We start from the raw sequence: 19,906 nt of genomic DNA, 5'->3' as shown, positions 1-19,906 counted from the left end.
GGCGAGAGCCCGAATGCGGACCGACAACGACGTCGATTGCTCGGAAGAACCGATCTCTGCCCCAACCGCGGGTGAGCAGACCTTTTCGATCCCTACTTTCCGGTGTAGCCTTTCTGCTCGTGCCGCCTATTCCCTGCGAGGAGTCCTGAAACATGTCCAAGTCCACTCTCTGTTCGATTCGACACTGGGCTGTGTTGGCTGGCGGACTGATCGTCGCGCTGCCGATGCCTCTCATCGCCCTCCAACAGGCGCAGATCGAGGGGATCGAGGCGCGGCGCGACCACTACGGGGGCGTCGCGCGACAGATCTGGGAGTGGGCCGAGGTCGGCTACCAGGAGGAGCAGAGTTCGGAGTTGCTCAAAACGGAACTCGAGGCGGCCGGGTTCTCGATCGAATCCGACATCGCGGGCATGCCCACCGCTTTCGTGGCGAGCTACGGCTCCGGAGGGCCGGTCATCGGACTTCTCGCCGAGTACGACGCGCTCCCGGGGATCTCCCAGGACGCGGTGCCCGAGCGTAAGCCCATCATCGACGGCGGGGCCGGCCACGCCTGCGGACACCACCTGTTCGGCACCGGCTCGGTGGCGGCCGCGATCGCCGTGAAGGAGTGGCTCGACGAGACGGGGCACGAAGGGACGATCCGGCTCTACGGCACGCCGGCCGAGGAGGGGGGCGCGGGCAAGGTGTACATGGTGCGGGACGGCCTGTTCGACGACGTGGACGTGGCGCTGCACTGGCACCCGGGGTCGCGGAACAGCGCTCAGGCGGGCCGTTCCCTTGCCAATAAGTCCGCGAAGTTCCGCTTCCGGGGGTATTCCGCGCATGCCGCGGGGGCGCCGGAACGGGGGCGCAGCGCGCTCGACGGAGTCGAGGCCATGAACCACATGGTCAACCTCATGCGCGAGCACGTCCCGCAGGAGACGCGCATCCACTACGTGATCACGCATGGCGGCTTCGCGCCCAACGTCGTGCCGGACTTCGCCGAGGTCTACTACTACGTGCGGCATCCCTACGCCCCCACGGTGCTCGAGCTGTTCGAGCGCGTCGCGCGCGCGGCCGAGGGCGCGGCGATGGGTACGGGAACGGAGATGGAGTACGAGGTCATCCACGGGCTGTACGACCTCGTGCCCAACGTCGCGCTGGGACAGGTGATGGACGCGAACCTCCGCAAGGTCGGCGGCGTGGAGTACACGGAGGCGGAGCGAGTTTTCGCCCGCCAGATCCGGGCCACGTTCGAGGGCGGCCCGTCCCGGCCGCTGGGCTCCGAGGGTGAAATCGTGGACTTTGGCGTCGAGGGCGTGGGCGGCGGCTCGACGGACGTGGGGGACATCAGCTGGGTCGTACCGACGGCGGGGCTGTCGACGGCCACCTGGGTGCCGGGGACCTCGGCGCACAGCTGGCAGGCGGTGGCGGCCGGGGGCACCGACATCGGCACGAAGGGGATGATGGTCGCGGCCAAGACGCTCGCCCTGACGATGATCGAACTGTTCCAGTCGCCGGACGTGATCGCCGCCGCGTGGGAGGAACTGGCGGAGCGCCGGGGCGCGGACTTCGAGTACACGGCGCTGCTGGGTGACCGCCCGCCGCCGCTCGACTACCGCCGCTGAGCGCCCGTCAGATCGGCATCACCACGCCCGTCGCCTCGACGCGGGCGCGGAGGATGGCCCGGAGCGCGGCGAAGTCGCCCGGGCTGAGGGCTACGACGGGCGGAGCCCGGTCGTAGAGCTGCCCGGCGACGATGGCCGCGAGCGCGAGGAAGGTGTCGGGCCCGCGGGTCAGGAATGCCGCGGGGGCGGTGCCGCGGCGGATGGCCTCGAGGAGGACGGCGGTCGTGGTGCTGGATCCGCGGGTCGCCGGAATGGCCATGATGCAGCCGCTGCCGATCCGGCCGGCCAGCGGATGGCGCCGGTCGATGATCTCCCCGGTCTCGGCGTCGTAGCCGCCCCAGAAGCTGAGCGGCTCCGACGAGTAGAGGACGGCGCCTTCCGCGGCGCCCGAGACGAGCGCTCGGCCGGTCAGCGGATCGGAGCCCGTGGTGGCAGGTCCGTCGCTCACGGCTGCGCGGTCCAGGCGCCGTCGTCCCGCGTCACGCACCCGGCGACGGCCGAATCCACGCAGTCCGCCAGGCTCCCGAAGGCGATCGCGCGGTCCAGCAGGCCCGGCGTGTACCAGGCGTACTTGGCCGAGTTCGTCATCAGGCGGCGAATCCCCTCCGGCAGCATCGGCGTCGTCAGGATGCAGGTGTCCACCGTCAGTTCGCCGCCGAACGCCTCGATCGCGTCGAGGTAGCCGGCCTTCCCGGCCAGGGTGCGCACCGCCCGCCCCGTCGTGATGAGCAGCCGCACGCCCGGGTGGCGCCGCCGCCCCTCGACCAGCCGCGCGAGAGCGGCGAATTCGGACAGCGAGAAGTGTGGACTCCCCAGCACGACGAGGTCGAGACCGTCCTCCTCCGAGAGCTCTGAGCCGAGTTCGTCCCGCGCCGCCCGCAACTCCGCGGGCCCGGGGCGCAACCGTGACGCCGCTTCCCTCCCCTGGAATGCCGCGGACCGGTCCGGCGCTTCGGGCGTGAGACCGACCCAGTGAAACAGTCCGACCGCGCCGGATGAGGCCATCGCGGCCCCCAGCGCCTTCAGGTCGTCCTCCTCCGGCCGGGCCCGCAGTCCGTCGAGCACCGGGATCCGCCCCGCGACGCGCAGCCCGATCCAGTGTCCCAGCACCGGGTACAGCGCGGACTCCTCAGCGAGCCGTCGCGGAACGCGTGAGAGGTCGACGAGCACCTCCCCGCCCCGATTCCGCGTCAGGTGCAGCCCTGCGGCCGGGGCGCGGCCCGTGATCGCGCAGCAGATGTCGAGCAGGTCGGGATAGCGCTCGGTCCGCGCCCCCAGCACCGAGTTCGCGAACACGATCGCGCTCGACTCGCCCCACGCGATCTGCTCGCCGAAGCGGGGCCGGAGCTGCGTCTGGTAGGGGGCGCACGTCCAGGTGGGTTCGCACCCCATCGCCTCGTAGGCCTCCATCTGGCGCCGCGCCGGCTCGGCCCACGACGAGGGCACGTCCCAGTCGTGCCACCCGCCCACGTCGACCCCCGACACGTTGAGCGTCGCCGGCACGCGGACGCGCGCCCCGCCCTCCGCCAGCCGCTCCGCGAACTCGAGCGTGGCCGGCCCCTGGTAGAGCGACGAGTCGATGTGCGCCGCCGTGATGTCCAGCAATTCCCGAGCCCTGACCACGTCGGCCATCCGCGCCACGACCGACATCGCGAGCCGCGCGCCCTCCCCCTCCTCTCCCTCAAGGAGGGCAAGGTCCCTCGCTTCGAGGCGGACGCCGGTCATCCCGACGTGTTCCATCCTGCCATGTTCCGTCCCATGTTTCGTCTCGTGTTCCGTCTCGTGTTTCGTCCCATATTCCGTCTTACAAGCCCACAAGTCTGAAGCCCACGGATCCGAACATGCGCATCGTCTACTTCCTTCCCGGACCCCTGTCCCGTGGCCCCCTCGGACCGGAGGAACTCGTGCGCCGCGAGGCCTTCCTCAACACCGCCGCTTTCCCCGGAACCGAAGCCGTGGTGCGGGAGACGGAAAAGGGTCCCGCTTCGGTCGAGTCGTCGGCGGAGGAATACCTCTCGGTCCCGGGCATCCTCGACGCCGCGCCCCGCCTGGAGGCGGAGGGTTTCGACGCGATGATCATCGGCTGCTTCGGCGATCCCGGACTCGCCCCGGCGCGGGAACTCGTTGACTTCCCCGTCATCGGCCCCGGCCAGGCGGGGGCGCTCGCGGCCGCCCAGATGGGGCAGCGCTTCGCGATCATCACCGTGGTCGAGGAGGTCGTGCCGGCGATCCGCCGCCAGATGCGGAGTTATGGCCTCGAGGGGCTCGTGGCGGACATCCGGGCGGTGGACGTGCCCGTACTCGAGCTTCGCCAACGCGCGGATCAGGTGCTCGAGACGATGGAACTCGAAGCGCACGCGGCGCTGAGCGCGGGCGCCGACACGATCGTGCTCGGCTGCATGACGATGGGGTTCCTGGACGTCTCCCGGACCCTCTCCGAGCGTCTCGGGGTGCCCGTCATCAACCCCGTCCTCGCGGCGCTCAAGGCGGCGGAGTCCTTCGCCGCGACCGGCGTGCGGCCGTCCCCGCGCGCCTACCCCTCGCCCCGCAAGCAGATCTCGCCCGCCACCGTCTGACGCCGAGACAAATCCACGATCGTGCCACTTTGATGATGGCGTCATCAATTTGACACGGCCTGCCGCAACCATCAGACTCTCGCCATGATCCCGCGACATCTGACCCCCGCGCTTCGGAGGGCTGCGGAGCAGTATCCCGTCGTCACCGTTACCGGGCCCCGACAATCCGGGAAGACCACTCTCGTGCGAGCGGTCTTTCCCGGATACCGGTACGCCTCGCTCGAGGCGCCCGACGTGCGGGCGCGGGCCATCGCCGATCCCCGCGGGTTTCTGGCGCAGGGGGACCGCATGATCCTTGACGAGATCCAGCGGGCTCCCGAACTGCTGTCGTATGTGCAGGGACTCGTGGACGAGGACGGGCGACCCGGCCGGTTTATCGTCACCGGGTCGCAGAACATCCTGCTCATGAAATCCGTGTCGCAGACGCTGGCGGGCCGAACCGCGCTCCTGCTGCTTCTGCCGTTCTCGCTCGCCGAACTGTACGGGTTCCCGGCACTGGACCCGAGCGAACTGGATCGACGCGGCGCGGCCCTGGCGCCAGCGGCGGCGCAGCGGCTGTCGGAACTGGATCCGTGGGCGACGCTCCTGACCGGCTTCTATCCGGCGGTACACGACCGAGGCCTTTCGCCGCGCGAATGGATGGCGGACTACTTCCGAACCTACGTCGAGCGCGATCTTCGCGAGGTCACCCAGGTTCTTGATCTGAGGACGTTTGAGACGTTCGTGCGGCTTGCGGCGGCTCGTACCGCCACCGAACTCAACCTCAGCGGGTTGGCCGCCGATGCGGGCGTCACGCATCAGACCGCCCGACGATGGCTCACCGCCCTCGAGATCGGGTACGTCGCGACAACGCTGCCACCGCATCACGCGAGCTACCGCAAGCGACTGCGCAAGCGTCCGCGACTTCACTTTCTCGATCCCGGGCTGGTGTGCTATCTGCTGGGCATCGAAGATGCGGCGACGCTCGAGAGACATCCGCTGCGAGGCGCCATCTTCGAGTCCTTCGTCGTCGCGGAACTCGTCAAGGCCAGCGCCGCCAGGCGCCGCGATCCGAATCTGTATTTCTGGCGCGACGCGACAGGCCACGAGATCGACATCCTGATCAACGCGGGCAGCCGTCTTATTCCCGTGGAAGTCAAGTCCGGGCGAACGGTGCCCCCGGACGCCATCTCGTCGCTGCAGTGGTGGACCTCGATTCCCTCCAACCCGAATCAGGGCGGCGTGCTGGTCCACGGCGGAACGGAGGACTTCGATCTCGGCGGGGTTCGGATCCTCCCATGGTTCCTGGGCGCCGGTTCCTAGGGTCAGGGCCGGATCACGCCGACGCCGTTCTCGACCGTCATCGTCGTCCCGAACTCGGCGGATAGCTGCGCCAGACCCTCGAGGATCTCCTTTCCGAGCGCGTCTTCGGCCAGCATCGGCCGCCCGCGCACCGGCCGCGGCAACTGCCAGCCCATGGTGATCGGGTAGAGCTTGATCTCCTTCAGCTTCCCGCCCTCGTACTCGACGACGGGGACGACGCTCTCCCAGAACCCCTTCCCCGCGGGGAAGGAACCGGTGCCCATGCGCTCGATCCGCACGTCCTGAAACATGCCCGGATGGTCCTCGTACCCCAGTCCCTGGGCCTCGTAGTTGTCCTGCGGCTGCAGTTCGACCGTTTCGTTCTGCATGGCGAAGTTCGCCAGCGAATAGAAGATCGGCTTGCCCTGGTAGAGTTCGACCGCGCGCAGGATGTGGGGGCCGTGGCCCACGAACATGTCCGCGCCCGCGTCGATGAACGCCCGCGCCGCCTCGACGATGAAGTCGGCCGGTACCTCGCGCCGATCCGCGCCCTCGTGCGTGTGGCTGGTGACGATGACCCACTCCGCCTGGCGCTGCGCTTCCTTCACGACCTCGACGATCTCCGCCAGGTCTCCGGCGTGCGGCACCGTCTTCACGCCCGGCTTGTCGCCCACCATGAACGTCATGCCGCCGAAGTTCAGCCTCGGTCCGGAGCCGCCGCCCCGCCCCGCCGCCGAGAGCGCGTCGCGGAGGCCCGCCATCTGGTCCGCCGTCACGGTCACGTGCCGTTCGTACCGGATCGGGCTCAGCCCCGGACGCCCACGCATGTCCGGCCGCTGGTGGCCGGCCCGCATCGCGTCGTCGAAGGTCGAGGCGATCGAGATCAGGGCCACCCGCCCCCCGGGCGTGTCCACGTAGACCGGAGCCCGCGCCTCCGCGAGGTTCTCGCCGAAACCCGCGATCGCGAGGCCCGCCGCCTCGGTCGCCTCCACCGTGCGCCGCGCCCCGCCGGCGCCGAAGTCCATCGTGTGGTTGTTCGCGATACTCACCATGTCGAAGCCGAACCAGGCGAGTTCGTGCGCGATCTCCGGCTCCGCCCGCATGTAGGTGCCGCCGCTCGCCGCCGCCGGGATCACGTCGTCCTCGTAGTCGTGGAAGAGGATCTCGAGGTTCACGAACGCGGTGGTCGCGTTCCGGATGATGTCGCGCAGCGCGAGGAACTCGGGCTCCCGGTAGGGAGACATCTTCCGCGAGATGATCGCGTCGCCCGCGAGGGCGATGGACATGTCCCCGCGCGCGTCCTCGAAGGCCTGGGCTTCGAGCGTCGTCGGCTTCGCGAGCGCGCATCCGGCGGAGAGGAAGATCGCGGCCACGAGTCCGGCGAGCGTGAGGCCGGCGAACGGAAGTCCGGCGGCGGCGAGGGGCGAGGGCGGAAGACGATACCGGCGCATGAGTGCCTCCGATGAAGGTGCCTGCGGGAGCCTTCTCTGCATGAGCCCGGTTTCGCTGACCCTTTCTTGTGCGGGTCGCGTACGGGCCGACAGATTCGATCGCATGGACGACAACATGCTTTCCCTGACACCGCGCCGCCACGCCGGACGGGCGCTTTCGGCCCTCCTCGCCGCTGCGGGCCTCCTGGCCGCGACCGCGGGTACCGCCCGTCCCGCCGAGGCGCAGAACTACGACCTCGTTATCCGCGGCGGCATTCTCGTCGACGGCTCCGGCCGGCAGGCCCGGGCAGCGGACATCGCGATCGATGACGGGCGGATCGTGACCGTGGGCGACCTGGGGCAGTCCACCGCCGACCGAGTGATCGACGCGACCGGCCGACACGTCTTCCCCGGCTTCATCGACACGCATTCGCACGCCATGCCGGCGCTCCTGCGGGACGAACTCCGGACGGCGCGTCCCCTCCTCGCGCAGGGCATCACGACGATCTTCGTCAACCCCGATGGTGGTGGCACGGTCGACCTCGCCGATCAGCGGGCGCGGATCCGGGACCCCGGCGTCGGAGTCAACGTGGCGCAGTTCGTCGGGCACGGGAGCGTCCGCCGCGCGGTGCTCGGGATGCAGGCGCGCGAAGCCACGCCCGAGGAACTCGACCGTATGCGGGCGATGGTCCGGGACGGGATGAGCGGGGGCGCTTTCGGACTCTCCTCCGGCCTCTACTACTCGCCCGGGTCGTACGCCCCCACCGGCGAGGTGGTCGAACTCGCGAAGATGGCGGCCGAATTCGGGGGCGTGTACCAGAGCCATATCCGCGACGAGTCGGACTATTCGATCGGTCTGCTCGGCGCCGTGGACGAAGTCATCGAGATCTCGCGGGGATCCGGGATCACGGGCGTCGTCACCCACATCAAGGCGCTCGGACCCCGGGTCTGGGGCCAGTCCGCCGATGTCGTGAGTCACATCGAGGCCGCCCGGGCCGAAGGTCTCGCCGTCTACGCGGACCAGTATCCCTACGAAGCCTCGGGAACGAGCATCGTGGGCGCACTCGTCCCGCGCTGGGCGCTCGCGGGCGACGACGGCGCCCTCTACACCCGCATGCAGAACCCGGCGGAGCGAACCCGCCTCGTCGCGGACATGTGGGAGAACCTCGACCGGCGGGGCGGCGCGGACCGGCTCATGCTGCAGGGTGGACCGCACGGCGGCCGGACGCTCCAGGATGTGGCGGATGATCGCGGCACGGACGCGGTTGAAACCGCGCTCGCCCTCCTCGTCGAGGCACGCGACGGAGGCGGCGGCACCGGGCTCACCTCGTTCAACATGAACGACGAGGACATCGAGCGCTTCATGTCGCAGCCCTGGATGATGACCTCGTCCGACGGCTCCCTGTGGGTGCCGGGCGAGGGACACCCGCACCCGCGCGGGTTCGGGGCCTTCCCCCGCCGGATCCGGAAGTACGTCCTGGAGGAAGGCGTCACGACGCTCGAGCAGGCGATCCACGCGATGACCGCGCTTCCCGCCCGCATCTACGGGATCGAGGGCCGCGGCGTCCTCGAGCCCGGCGCGTTCGCGGATGTCCTCGTCGTGGGCCTCGACGGGTTCCGTGACACCGCTACCTACGAAGACCCGCACGGCCTCGCCGAAGGGGTCGAATACGCCCTCGTGAACGGCACGCTCGCGATCGACGCGGGCCGTTTCACGGACGCTCTGGCCGGCGAAGCGCTCGTCAAGACGCGCTGACCGCCCGGCCGACGGAAAGAAACACGGAAAGAAACCAGGAGTAACCATGCGATTCCCCGTTCCAGTTCCCGGCACACGGGCCGTTCTCGTCTCCCTCCTCGTGCCCGGGGCGCTCGTCGTCGCCGCGTCGTCCCTCGCCGCGCAGGACGGCGCGGCCGGGGGCGCCCTCCCGGCCGAGAGCGGACTCCCGGTCGGCATCCAGGCTCCGGCCCCGACCGCGGACACCGTGGACCCGAGCCTCTTCGGCGGCCTCTCGTTCCGTTTCGTGGGCCCCTCGCGCGGCGGCCGCGTCACGGCGGTCGAGGGCCATCGCTCCCACCCCCACACCTTCTATCAGGGGGCGACGGGCGGCGGCGTGTGGAAGACGACGAACTATGGAATGAGCTGGGAAAATATCTCCGACGGATATTTCCCCTCCCCCTCCATCGGACACATAGAGGTGGCCGACTCGGACCCGAATATCATCTATGTGGGGACCGGTTCGGACGGCATCCGCTCGAATATCATCATTGGAAAGGGCATCCATAAGTCGACGGACGCTGGCGCCACGTGGGAACACATCGGGCTCGAGGACGCGGGCCAGATCGGTTCCGTGAAAGCCCACCCGAACAACCCCGACCTCGTCTATGCGGCCGCGATCGGAAATCCGTTCACGAACAGTGATACCCGAGGCGTCTATCGATCCTCGAACGGAGGGCTCGACTGGGAGCGCATCCTCTTCACGTCGGACTCGGTGGGGGCTGTGGATCTCGAGTTTCACCCAGCGAACCCTGATGTGATTTATGCCGGGATGTGGCGGGCCCAGCGGCATCCCTGGTCGATTATCTCGGGGTCGAGCGAGGAAGACGGGATCTGGAAGACGGAGGACGGGGGCGACACGTGGCGGCGGATCACGGCGGGGCTCCCGGACGGGCTCATCGGCAAGGTGGACTTCTCCGTGTCGGCGGACATGCCGGACCGCGTCTATGCCCTCGTCGAGGCGCCGGAGCCGATCGAGGGACTGTACCGCTCGGATGACGCGGGCGAGACGTGGGAGCTGATCAACGACGACCCGCGCAACCAGCTCATGCACCGGCCGTTCTACTTCACGAATATCACCGCGGACCCCATGGACGGCGACATCGTCTATGTCCTGAATCTGTCCACCTGGAAGTCGACGGACGGCGGGCGGTCCTTCAGTACGATCCCGAGCGTGCACGGGGACGACCACGACCTGTGGATCAACCCGGGCGACTCGCGGATCATGGTCCATGGGAGCGACGGCGGCGGGGTCGTGACGCTGGACGGCGGACAGACGTGGTCGCCCGTCAACAATCAGCCCACGGCCGAGCTCTATCAGGTCGATGTGGACGATCGCTTCCCGTACTGGCTCTATGCCGGACAGCAGGACGACTCCTATACGGTCTCCGTGCCCAGCCGGCAGCCCTCACTGTCGGCGCCGGGCGGTCCGGATGCCTACTGGCGCTCGCCGGGCGGGTGCGAGACGGGACCGGCCGTGCCCAAGCCGGGTGACCCCGACATCGTCTACGCCAACTGCAAGGGACGCTTCGGCGTCTATAACCAGCGGACGGGGCAGGAGCAGCAGTATTACGTCGGCGCGGTGAACATCTACGGGACGAACCCCGCCAACCTGCCCTACCGGTTCCAGCGCGTCGTGCCGATCGAGGTCTCGCCGCACGACCCGGATCTGGTCTTCCACGGCTCCCAGTACGTGCATCGCACGACGAACGGCGGCCGCACCTGGGATCAGATCTCGCCCGACCTCACCGCGTTCCGCCCCGACCGGCAGATGGTGTCGGGCGGGCCGATCACGCGCGACGCGACGGGTGAGGAACACTACTCCACGCTGTACGTGATCGAGGCGTCGCCGCACGACCCCGACGTGATCTGGACGGGGGCGAACGACGGTCCGGTGTACGTGACGCTGGATGGCGGGGAGTCGTGGGAGAACGTGACGCCGCCCGACATGCCGCCCGAGGGCCGCATGAACTCGATCGACATCTCGCGCCACGACCCGGACAAGGTCTACGTGGCGGGCTACCGCCTCCTGCTCGGCGACTTCCGGCCCTACGTCTACCGCACGGAGGACGCGGGTGAGACGTGGGAACTCCTCACCGACGGGACGAACGGGATTCCCGGGGACTATCCGGTGCGCGTCGTGCGCGAAGACCCGGACCGGGAAGGTCTCCTCTACGCGGGGACGGAGTTCGGGCTCTTCATCTCGTTCGACGACGGGGCGACGTGGCAGTCGTTCCAGCTCGATCTTCCGGTGACGCCGGTGACCGACATCGAGGTGTACCGGCAGGACCTGGCGCTCTCGACCATGGGCCGCGGCTTCTGGGTTCTCGACGACGTCACGCCGCTGCACGAGATCGACGCGAACGGGTCGGTGGCGGCGTCGGGTCCGGCTCACCTGTTCGAGGGGCGGGCCCAGTACCGGACGCGGCCGGGGCGAAACTCGGGTTACGAGTGGGCCTCGAACACGGCGCGGCCGCAGTATCCGGGTTCGGGTGCCGACATCAACTACTGGATCTCGCCGGATCTGGGGCCGGACGCGACGGTGCGGATCGAGATCGTCGACGCGGGCGGCGAGGTCATCCGGACGTACGCGAGCGGCGGTGGCGGCGCGGGCCGGGCTGGCGGCCCGGCCATGCAGCGCATGGCCCCGCGCGGCGGAGGGCGGGCGATGGTCTCGACGACGCCCGGCATGCACCGGCTGCGCTGGGATCTGCGCGCGCAGGGAGAGGGGCGCGGCGGGCCGATCGTCCCGCCGGGGCGGTACACGGTCCGGCTCGCGGCCGGTGACGCCACGGCCCAGACCGGGCTCGAACTCCGCATCGACCCGCGCGTCGCGGGCGAGGGGGTGACGGTCGCCGACCTCGAGGAGCAGTACCGCTTCAACCTCGACGTGATGGAGACGACCGCGGAGGCGCGCGAGGTCGCGAACGGGATCGAAGGCCTGCGCGAGCGGCTCGCGGAAGCGCGCGCGGACGCCGGCGGCGGCCGGAACCGCACGCTTGACGAGCTGGCGGCGGATCTCGAGGAACTGGACGCCCAGGTGAACGACGCGGAGGGCAGCTATCCACGCCCCATGCTCCTGAGCCAGCTCAACTACCTCGGCGGCATGACCTCACGGGCCGACCAGGCGCCCGGCGCGGACGCCTACGCGCGCCACGAGGAACTTCAGGAGGAGGTGCGGGCGGTCGCCGAGCGGTTGCAAGCGCTCGTCCGCCGCCTGAGCACGACGTGAGCCCAAGCTGACCGAGGCACAATCTCGCAGGCAACCTCCGACCCGGGCTCCGCTGTCTCAAGCAGCGTCCAGCCGGCGCCGCTCGGGTGCCGGAGTTCGTCCCGACCCTCGGTGCCGCCCTCTTCAGCGGGAGGAAACGCCCATGCGCCGCTCCAGTCACTTCGCTCACACCGGACTCTTCGCTCTCGCTCTGGGAGCCGCGGGCTGCGGCGGCGAAGGTGGGCCCGTCAGCGCCGGGCTCGACAGCCCCGACATCCCGCTCGCGCCCGCGGTTGAGGAGGTGTACTCCGTCGGGGTGCTCGACGGCGCCATGTGGGAAATGTTCGGCAGCGTCAGGGGCGTCGCGTTCGACGCCGACGGCACCCTGCTCATCCTCGACAACGACGCCGGTCATGTCGTCGTCATCGACCCGGCTGGCGAGTTCGTGCGGACGATCTCGAACAAGGGCGAGGGCCCCGGCGAACTCAACCAGCCGATCGGGATGGCGGTGTTCGCCGACGGCCGCATCGGCGTGCACGACCTGATGAGGGGAATCCAGCTCTTCAGCCGCGAAGGCGAATCCCTCCAGGAGGCCAGGTTCACGCTCGAGGAAGGGGCGCCCGGCGCCTCGATCTACGCGCTCCCGGACCACAGCGTGCTGTCGACCGAACTTGTTGGATCATCGCTCTCGCGCCTCATGCGCTCCCTCCAGGGGGAGGACGAGGACGAAGCTCTACCGGAAGGCCGCCCGGTCACCCGGTTCCGGCTCGACGGGACCCGGGACGTGTTCTACACGGCCTGGGCGGGGCCACCCCGCGAGGAGGCCGAGACGGAAAGGCGGGATGGCAACGTTCGGATGGTGATTTCGGGGGGCGAGGCCTTTCCGCTCCCGCTGTCGATCGGCCTGCTGCAGGATGGTCGCGTGGTGGTCGCCGACTCGGTCGGGTACCGGATCAAGCTCCTGGATGCATCGGGTCGTGTGACGGGCACTCTGGAGCGTCCTGTGGCGCCGGTCGCCGTTACGGACGCGATTCAGGAGGCCGAGCGGGAGCGCCGGCTCGCCGCGGCCCGGCCGGGAGGCGGGGGCGGGACAAACATCGTCATGATGCGCTCCGTTTCGGGTGCCGTTGGCGGCAGCGGTCGTGCGCCGACCGGCCCGGATCAGGACGCAATCCGCCGCATGATGGAAGGCCAGATCCGCGACCTGTCTTTCCCCGAGGAGATTCCGGTGATCGCGAGCCTGGCCGTGGATTGGAGCGACCGCATCTGGGTGCAGCGCTCCGCCCTGCCGGGCGAGACCGGCCCGACAGACATCCTTGGCCCCGACGGGCAGTACTACGGCACGATCGCCCCGGACGGGCTCCGGATCCCCGCCGCGTTCGGCCCAAACGGTCTTCTCGCCTACATCGAGCGGGACGAACTCGACATCCAGCGCGTCCGCGTCGTCCGCCTCGTCGGGGATCAACTACTGGAGACCGCCGACGCGCGCTGACCGGAGACGTTTCCGCGGGAACGCACAGCAACTATTGTTATAGTCAGTTGTCCAGCCGGTGGACCGGGATGGACCGACCGCCGGATCCCGCCCTTGCAGGAGGAGAACATCCCATGCGCCGCTCGTCCGGATACATCGCTTTCGCTGCACTCGCCCCGGTCGTCCTCTCGGTCGCCGGCTGTGGCGGCGAACCTGCCGTCCGCGGGCTCGACAGCCCCGATGTCACCATCGCTCCCGCCGTGGACGCGGTGTACTCCGTTGGAGTGCTCGACGGCGAGCAGTGGGAGATGTTCGGCAGGATCGGGTCGGTCGCATTCGACGCGGATGGAACCCTCTTCATCCTCGACAGCGACGCGGGTCACGTGGTCGTGATCGACCCGGAGGGTGAGTTCGTCCGTACCATTTCCAACAAGGGCGAGGGACCCGGCGAACTCCGCTTCCCGTCCAGCCTGATCGTATTTCGCGACGGTCGCATCGGCGTGCGCGATTTCGGAAACCAGGGAATCGCGATCTTCAACCGTGAGGGACAGTTCCTCGAGAACGTCAAGATCGATCCGGATGGGAGCAGTCCCTCGGGGCGACTCCACGCCATGCCCGATCACAGCCTCGTCGCCGCCTCCAGCCGCATGAGCTTCTCGGAGGACGGAACGCTGGACCGCGAAGAGGGTCGCCCGATCAGCCGCTTCGGGCTCGACGGAACCTCTACCCTGTTCCATGAGGCCTGGGCAGGTCCTCCGAGGCCTGAAACCCGAACGGATGAGGCGGAGGCGGGGAACGTTCGGATACAGGTTCAGGCGGGAGAGGCCTTTCCGCTGCCGCTCCGGGTAGACGTGCTCCGTGACGGCCGCGTCGCGATCGTTGACTCGGTCGGCTATCGGGTGAAGCTCGTGGATGAGACGGGGGCAGTGGTGTCGACCCTCGAGCGTCCGGTACCGGCGGTCGCCGTTACACCCGCGATAGAGGCCGCCGAGCGCGAGCGCCGGCTCGCCGCGCTCGAGTCCGGGGGCGACGGCGGCGGCGACGGCATCATGACCATGACCATGAGCATAACGGGGACGGTCGGGGCGGGCAGGGGCGGGAACCCCCTCGACTCGGAGGCCATGCAAACGGCCATGCGCAAGATGCGCGAGGACCAGATCGGGGACTTGAGGTTCCCCGAAGAGATTCCGGTCATCACGAACATGGCCGTGGACTGGAGCGACCGAATCTGGGTCCAGCGCTCCGCCCTGCCCGGGGAGACCGGCCCGATAGACCTCCTCGACGCCGACGGAAGGTATTTCGGCACCCTCGCCCCGGACGGCCTGCGAATCCCCAGGGCCTTCGGGCCGGGTGGCCTGCTCGCCTACATCGACCGGGACGACCTCGATATCCAGCGCGTTCGCGTCGTCCGGCTCGCCGGTGATCAGCTATTGGAGTCCGGCGATACCCCCTGAGCCGGGTCGGATCCCCGCTCAACGGCTCGTTGCGTCCGGCGGCGCGGAAACGTTCCCGCGGGAACGCCCGCGCCGAGTCAGGGCGGGGTTTCTACCGCGACTTCTTCGCTACGAAGAGCGCGAGGAGCAGCGCCACGGCGGGGACAACTGCCTGTGCCGCCGTGCCCGCCCTCACAAGGGTGTAGATGGCGCCCGCCATGATCGGGATCACGACGACGGCCGCCAGGAACCGCGTGCTCTGCCGTAAGAACGCGACCCCCGCCAGCACCTCGGCGACGCCGATCAGGTACTGGAACCAGGCGGGATACCCCCACATGGCGAACTGATCGACCATCCTCCCGGCGACCTTCATGCCGCCGTTCAGAAGGAAGAGCAGCGCGAGAATGATCGACGCCACCTTCACGGCCTTGCCTGGGGTTCCGTTGTTCGCCACTGGACGCTCCTCGCGTTAGGGGTATCTGGTCCGGCGTTGACCCGACCCGTGAACCCGGATCCTGCGATCGTGGGCGCGGGGCTCGTCCGGGAGGGCGGCCGTAGCCGGGCCGTGGAGGCCTTGACGATAGTGAGATCATAGTTTCGGACTATGGAAAAGCACCGCCCGGGGCCCTACGTTCAGAGGGACTGAACAAGAGTTCACCCCGGATCCTGCGATCGTGGGCGCGGGGCTCGTCCGGGAGGGCGGCCGTAGCCGGGCCGTGGAGGCCTTGACGATAGTGAGATCATAGTTTCGGACTATGGAAAAGCACCGCCCGGGGCCCTACGTTCAGAGGGACTGAACAAGAGTTCACCCCGGAACGGAGGACACCCGAATGGTGCGTGGAAACGACTATACCGGACCGCGCCCGCACGTGCAAGGATCGGCGGCCGCGCTGAGGGTCCGCGGGGGCGGCGGGCGGATCACCGACGCGGGCGGCCTCGTCGTGGTTCGGAAGCTGTGGGACGCGCTGGGGCTGGGCGGCTGGATCGACCGGCGGAGCGGGAACGTCCCCGGCCGCTACCGGCCATCGCTCATGGTCGAGTCGTGGGTGGTGCTGCTCCTGTACGGCGGCGGGGTGATGGACGACCTGCCGCTTCTGGAGCGGCGGGGCGTGCGCCGCATCTTCGGCTGGGCGCGGGTGCCGCACCCGGCCACGTTCGGGCGCTGGTTGCGGGGTTCGGCGGCCGTGCTGTCGCCGCTTCTGGACGAGCTGTTGTGGCGGATGGTGCGGCGGCGCTGGGAGCTGGCCGGCGGGGCGCCGCGGTCGGCGACGATCGTCATGGACTCGACCGTCGTGGTGCGCTACGGGCTGAAGCAGGCCGGGGCGGAGCGGGGCTACAACCCGAAGAAGCGGGGCCGCCCCTCGCACCACCCCCTTCTGGCCTACGTCCTGGAGACGGGCGACTGCCTCGGGGTGCGCTGGCGGCCGGGGGGCGCGCACACGGCCCGGGGGGCGGAGGCGTGGCTGGCCGGGCTGGTGGCCCGCCTGAGGGGGGCGGGGGTGCGGCGGATCACCGTGCGGCTGGACAAGGGGTTCTTCTCCAAGTCCATCGCGCGGCGCATGGAGGAGCTCGGCGTGTCCTATCCGCTCAAGGTGCCGCGGCACGCCTGGCTCGACGGCTTCCGGGGCGCCTGGGAGACCGCCGCCCGGGACGAGGCCGGGGACCGGGAGCTGAGGACGGCCTCCGGCGAGCTGTGGGGCACGCGGCTTCTCTCGGTCGAGAGGCGGAGACGGGTCGGGCCGGACGAGGGAGAACTCGATCTCGCGGCGTGGGAGACCACGATGAGCGCCGACGTTCTGACCAACATCGGGAGCATCGGCCCCGTCGAGGCGTGGCGCGCCTACAACGCGGGCGCGGTCGTCGAGCAGCGGATCGAGGAGCTGGGCCAGCTCTCGGCCGGCCGCACCGCGGTGGACGACCTCGGCGGCAACGCCCTGCTCTGGAGCCTCGCCGTGCTCGCCTACCAACTCCTCCACATCCTGCGCGCGAACTTCCTCGGCGGTCGCTGGCGCGCCGTGCAGCCGCGCGGCATCCGGCTGCGCCTGCTGCGCGCCCCCGCCAGGATCACCTCCCACGCTCGCCGAACCTCGCTCGGGTTCGCGCGCGCCGACCCGGCCCTCGGTCTCCTGCGGCGGAGCCTCCGGACCATCGAGCGGGGTCTCCCGCCGCCCGCCCCCGCCTGACCGGTCCCAACCCCGGCCTTCCGAAGGCGCCGCGCGGCGGCGCCCACTCCCCGTGTCTCCGCGAGCCGTTCGGGACCCCTCCCGAGCCCCGCCGGCCCTCCGCCGAGGCCCGGTCCGGCCCCGAAAACGCCACCGCCCGCGCCAAGTCGCCACAACCGCCGGTCATAATCGCCCTCAGGCCGCCCGACTATGCGCCAACGCAGGATCCGGGTTCACCCCGGAACGGAGGACACCCGAATGGTGCGTGGAAACGACTATACCGGACCGCGCCCGCACGTGCAAGGATCGGCGGCCGCGCTGAGGGTCCGCGGGGGCGGCGGGCGGATCACCGACGCGGGCGGCCTCGTCGTGGTTCGGAAGCTGTGGGACGCGCTGGGGCTGGGCGGCTGGATCGACCGGCGGAGCGGGAACGTCCCCGGCCGCTACCGGCCATCGCTCATGGTCGAGTCGTGGGTGGTGCTGCTCCTGTACGGCGGCGGGGTGATGGACGACCCGCCGCTTCTGGAGCGGCGGGGCGTGCGCCGCATCTTCGGCTGGGCGCGGGTGCCGCACCCGGCCACGTTCGGGCGCTGGTTGCGGGGTTCGGCGGCCGTGCTGTCGCCGCTTCTGGACGAGCTGTTGTGGCGGATGGTGCGGCGGCGCTGGGAGATGGCCGGCGGGGCGCCGCGGTCGGCGACGATCGTCATGGACTCGACCGTCGTGGTGCGCTACGGGCTGAAGCAGGCCGGGGCGGAGCGGGGCTACAACCCGAAGAAGCGGGGCCGCCCCTCGCACCACCCCCTTCTGGCCTACGTCCTGGAGACGGGCGACTGCCTCGGGGTGCGCTGGCGGCCGGGGGGCGCGCACACGGCCCGGGGGGCGGAGGCGTGGCTGGCCGGGCTGGTGGCCCGCCTGAGGGGGGCGGGGGTGCGGCGGATCACCGTGCGGCTGGACAAGGGGTTCTTCTCCAAGTCCATCGCGCGGCGCATGGAGGAGCTCGGCGTGTCCTATCTGCTCAAGGTGCCGCGGCACGCCTGGCTCGACGGCTTCCGGGGCGCCTGGGAGACCGCCGCCCGGGACGAGGCCGGGGACCGGGAGCTGAGGACCGCCTCCGGCGAGCTGTGGGGCACGCGGCTTCTCTCGGTCGAGAGGCGGAGACGGGTCGGGCCGGACGAGGGAGAACTCGATCTCGCGGCGTGGGAGACCACGATGAGCGCCGACGTTCTGACCAACATCGGGAGCATCGGCCCCGTCGAGGCGTGGCGCGCCTACAACGCGGGCGCGGTCGTCGAGCAGCGGATCGAGGAGCTGGGCCAGCTCTCGGCCGGCCGCACCGCGGTGGACGACCTCGGCGGCAACGCCCTGCTCTGGAGCCTCGCCGTGCTCGCCTACCAACTCCTCCACATCCTGCGCGCGAACTTCCTCGGCGGCCGCTGGCGCGCCGTGCAGCCGCGCGGCATCCGGCTGCGCCTGCTGCGCGCGCCCGCCAGGATCACCTCCCACGCTCGCCGAACCTCGCTCGGGTTCGCGCGCGCCGACCCGGCCCTCGGTCTCCTGCGGCGGAGCCTCCGGACCATCGAGCGGGGTCTCCCGCCGCCCGCCCCCGCCTGACCGGTCCCAACCCCGGCCTTCCGAAGGCGCCGCGCGGCGGCGCCCACTCCCCGTGTCTCCGCGAGCCGTTCGGGACCCCTCCCGAGCCCCGCCGGCCCTCCGCCGAGACCCGGTCCGGCCCCGAAAACGCCACCGCCCGCGCCAAGTCGCCACAACCGCCGGTCATAATCGCCCTCAGGCCGCCCGACTATGCGCCAACGCAGGATCCGGGGTGAACCTTCGTCTATCCTTCGTCTACTGCCAGCCCGCCGGTCTCGACGTTTCCGCGGGAACGTCGCGCGGGGCGCCGCCCGACCTGCCGCGAGGATCAGCCACACCAGAGGCACAGCGATCTGCGGGAACTCGCCCGCCCGAGAGTGAAACCACCCAGGCGGCCCGCCCCCGGATCCGACTGTCGGTCACGCGTCCGGATCGTCGGCCGTCGGGCCGTCCTCCTCGTGGGATCCAAGGACCAGAGCACGGTTCAGAGCGTAGCTCCCGGGAATCCATATGCCCTTGACGTCCCGGCTGGCGATCCTCCGCCCGAAGTTCTGCGCGCGCTGAATGGAGGCTTCCTCTCGTTCGAAGTACGCCCCCTCCCATGCCTCTCTCTCTCGTCGCTCGTCCTCCGTCTCACCTACAGAATGGGAGAACAGCGGCTCGCTGAAGCGATGGCCCGCGGCCAACCGCTCCCCCACCCACCTCAGGAGAAGATGCCGCTTGTCCGTCTCAGGCGATTCGTCAGCCCGCTCCCGTGGCCGGATCTCCTGCGCCTCCACCCACAGGTTGGCTCGCTCCGGGTCTCTGTCATAGGCGGCGAGCACCGCGTCTCCCAGGGGACCGTGCTCGTATCGCCATCTCGATTCCCGACCCATGAGGCCCACGAGGAAACCTGCCATCAGCGAGTCGCGGTGCGCGTCACCTTCCTCCCGGGCGAGCCGTGCTTCGCCAAGAACGGCCCCCATTTGCAGGTATCCCGAGGTCCAGTCCGGAGAATCCTCGCCGGACGCATGTTCCTCAGGGTCGGGATCCGAACGCGGCATCGACAGGATCGCCTTCTTGATCCGACGCACCTGGTCCCAATCCCGGGTCTCGGCGGCGTCGGAGATGTCGTCGAAGAGCGCGGCGGCTTCGATCCCCGCGAGGTAGCGGTCGAAGGCGATCCCGCCCGCCCGTCCCAGGTGGAAGAGACTCTCCGCCTCGTCCCGATCCTGACAGGACCGGGCTTCGTCCAACGCTTGCACGACCATCCGGTAGGCGGATCTGCGCTCTTCACGGTCCACTAGTCCCCCTGCTGGCCGCTACGCCGGGGCCCTCGTCTCTTGCCAGCCCGCCGGTCTTGACGTTCCCGCGGGAGCGGTGGGGTTTGGA

The 19,906-nt window shown here is 69.9% G+C and carries 14 protein-coding genes; 9 read left to right on the top strand and 5 right to left on the bottom strand.

From position 1 onward, the window contains the following. Positions 1-152: 152 nt before the first annotated feature. A complete protein-coding gene (locus ACPXY0_RS05250; protein ID WP_423929134.1) occupies positions 153-1,607 on the top strand; it encodes an amidohydrolase in 1,455 nt (484 codons plus the stop codon). Positions 1,608-1,614: 7 nt separating this feature from the next. On the opposite strand, the gene ACPXY0_RS05245 is transcribed toward ACPXY0_RS05250, so the two are convergent. After that, entirely contained in the window at positions 1,615-2,055 is a 441-nt protein-coding gene (locus tag ACPXY0_RS05245; protein WP_423929132.1) for an aconitase X swivel domain-containing protein, read from the bottom strand. Next, positions 2,052-3,347: an aconitase X gene (locus tag ACPXY0_RS05240; protein ID WP_423929130.1), complete on the bottom strand. Its 1,296-nt coding sequence runs from the start codon at positions 3,345-3,347 to the stop codon at positions 2,052-2,054. Before ACPXY0_RS05240 ends, ACPXY0_RS05245 begins: the two co-directional genes overlap by 4 nt. 101 nt (positions 3,348-3,448) lie before the next feature. Here ACPXY0_RS05240 and ACPXY0_RS05235 point away from each other — a divergent pair, with 101 nt between their 5' ends. After that, positions 3,449-4,183, top strand: coding sequence for an aspartate/glutamate racemase family protein (locus ACPXY0_RS05235; RefSeq protein ID WP_423929128.1), 735 nt, complete (start codon positions 3,449-3,451; stop codon positions 4,181-4,183). An 84-nt stretch (positions 4,184-4,267) separates the two neighbouring features. Continuing rightward, complete coding sequence (locus tag ACPXY0_RS05230; RefSeq protein ID WP_423929126.1) at positions 4,268-5,485, top strand: ATP-binding protein; 1,218 nt, start codon at positions 4,268-4,270, stop codon at positions 5,483-5,485. Positions 5,486-5,487: 2 nt separating this feature from the next. Here the strand turns inward: ACPXY0_RS05230 and ACPXY0_RS05225 are convergent, their stop codons facing one another. Continuing rightward, a complete protein-coding gene (locus ACPXY0_RS05225; protein ID WP_423929124.1) occupies positions 5,488-6,915 on the bottom strand; it encodes a CapA family protein in 1,428 nt (475 codons plus the stop codon). Between the two features lie 115 nt (positions 6,916-7,030). Between ACPXY0_RS05225 and ACPXY0_RS05220 the strand changes: the two genes are divergently transcribed. The 4 genes from ACPXY0_RS05220 to ACPXY0_RS05205 all read left to right on the top strand — a co-directional run bounded on the left by ACPXY0_RS05220 (position 7,031) and on the right by ACPXY0_RS05205 (position 14,804). Beyond that, on the top strand, positions 7,031-8,650 hold the full coding sequence (locus ACPXY0_RS05220; RefSeq protein ID WP_423929122.1) for an N-acyl-D-amino-acid deacylase family protein: 1,620 nt from the start codon (positions 7,031-7,033) through the stop codon (positions 8,648-8,650). Positions 8,651-8,696: 46 nt separating this feature from the next. Next, positions 8,697-11,900, top strand: a complete 3,204-nt coding sequence (locus ACPXY0_RS05215) for a VPS10 domain-containing protein (protein WP_423929120.1) — start codon at positions 8,697-8,699, stop codon at positions 11,898-11,900. A gap of 142 nt (positions 11,901-12,042) precedes the next feature. Next, positions 12,043-13,371 (top strand): 6-bladed beta-propeller, encoded by a 1,329-nt coding sequence (locus tag ACPXY0_RS05210; protein WP_423929118.1) that lies wholly within the window; start codon positions 12,043-12,045, stop codon positions 13,369-13,371. A 113-nt stretch (positions 13,372-13,484) separates the two neighbouring features. Further along, the gene (locus ACPXY0_RS05205; RefSeq protein ID WP_423929116.1) at positions 13,485-14,804 is read left to right on the top strand and encodes a 6-bladed beta-propeller; all 1,320 of its coding nucleotides are present in this window, start codon (positions 13,485-13,487) and stop codon (positions 14,802-14,804) included. 91 nt (positions 14,805-14,895) lie between these two features. On the opposite strand, the gene ACPXY0_RS05200 is transcribed toward ACPXY0_RS05205, so the two are convergent. Beyond that, a complete protein-coding gene (locus tag ACPXY0_RS05200; RefSeq protein WP_423929114.1) occupies positions 14,896-15,237 on the bottom strand; it encodes a DoxX family protein in 342 nt (113 codons plus the stop codon). A gap of 376 nt (positions 15,238-15,613) precedes the next feature. Here ACPXY0_RS05200 and ACPXY0_RS05195 point away from each other — a divergent pair, with 376 nt between their 5' ends. Both ACPXY0_RS05195 and ACPXY0_RS05190 read left to right on the top strand, forming a co-directional pair. Next, complete coding sequence (locus ACPXY0_RS05195; RefSeq protein WP_423925159.1) at positions 15,614-16,966, top strand: IS1380 family transposase; 1,353 nt, start codon at positions 15,614-15,616, stop codon at positions 16,964-16,966. Positions 16,967-17,203: 237 nt separating this feature from the next. After that, positions 17,204-18,556: an IS1380 family transposase gene (locus tag ACPXY0_RS05190; RefSeq protein ID WP_423929112.1), complete on the top strand. Its 1,353-nt coding sequence runs from the start codon at positions 17,204-17,206 to the stop codon at positions 18,554-18,556. 398 nt (positions 18,557-18,954) lie between these two features. Here the strand turns inward: ACPXY0_RS05190 and ACPXY0_RS05185 are convergent, their stop codons facing one another. Beyond that, entirely contained in the window at positions 18,955-19,818 is an 864-nt protein-coding gene (locus ACPXY0_RS05185; RefSeq protein WP_423929110.1) for a hypothetical protein, read from the bottom strand. Between the last annotated feature and the right edge of the window lie 88 nt (positions 19,819-19,906).

The sequence above is a fragment of the Candidatus Palauibacter sp. genome, from assembly GCF_965237495.1.
In the GTDB taxonomy this organism is placed as follows: domain Bacteria; phylum Gemmatimonadota; class Gemmatimonadetes; order Palauibacterales; family Palauibacteraceae; genus Palauibacter.
Note: the sequence above shows the minus strand (reverse complement) of the source record. Positions and strands in the feature narration are given on the sequence as shown.

Excerpts from the sequence above, each read along its gene's own strand:
- ACPXY0_RS05250 (WP_423929134.1), top strand. The coding sequence starts at position 153 with ATGTCCAAGTCCACTCTCTGTTCGATTCGACACTGGGCTGTGTTGGCT.
- ACPXY0_RS05240 (WP_423929130.1), bottom strand. The coding sequence starts at position 3,347 with ATGGAACACGTCGGGATGACCGGCGTCCGCCTCGAAGCGAGGGACCTT.
- ACPXY0_RS05235 (WP_423929128.1), top strand. The coding sequence starts at position 3,449 with ATGCGCATCGTCTACTTCCTTCCCGGACCCCTGTCCCGTGGCCCCCTC.
- ACPXY0_RS05230 (WP_423929126.1), top strand. The coding sequence starts at position 4,268 with ATGATCCCGCGACATCTGACCCCCGCGCTTCGGAGGGCTGCGGAGCAG.
- ACPXY0_RS05225 (WP_423929124.1), bottom strand. The coding sequence starts at position 6,915 with ATGCGCCGGTATCGTCTTCCGCCCTCGCCCCTCGCCGCCGCCGGACTT.
- ACPXY0_RS05220 (WP_423929122.1), top strand. The coding sequence starts at position 7,031 with ATGCTTTCCCTGACACCGCGCCGCCACGCCGGACGGGCGCTTTCGGCC.
- ACPXY0_RS05215 (WP_423929120.1), top strand. The coding sequence starts at position 8,697 with ATGCGATTCCCCGTTCCAGTTCCCGGCACACGGGCCGTTCTCGTCTCC.
- ACPXY0_RS05210 (WP_423929118.1), top strand. The coding sequence starts at position 12,043 with ATGCGCCGCTCCAGTCACTTCGCTCACACCGGACTCTTCGCTCTCGCT.
- ACPXY0_RS05205 (WP_423929116.1), top strand. The coding sequence starts at position 13,485 with ATGCGCCGCTCGTCCGGATACATCGCTTTCGCTGCACTCGCCCCGGTC.
- ACPXY0_RS05195 (WP_423925159.1), top strand. The coding sequence starts at position 15,614 with ATGGTGCGTGGAAACGACTATACCGGACCGCGCCCGCACGTGCAAGGA.
- ACPXY0_RS05190 (WP_423929112.1), top strand. The coding sequence starts at position 17,204 with ATGGTGCGTGGAAACGACTATACCGGACCGCGCCCGCACGTGCAAGGA.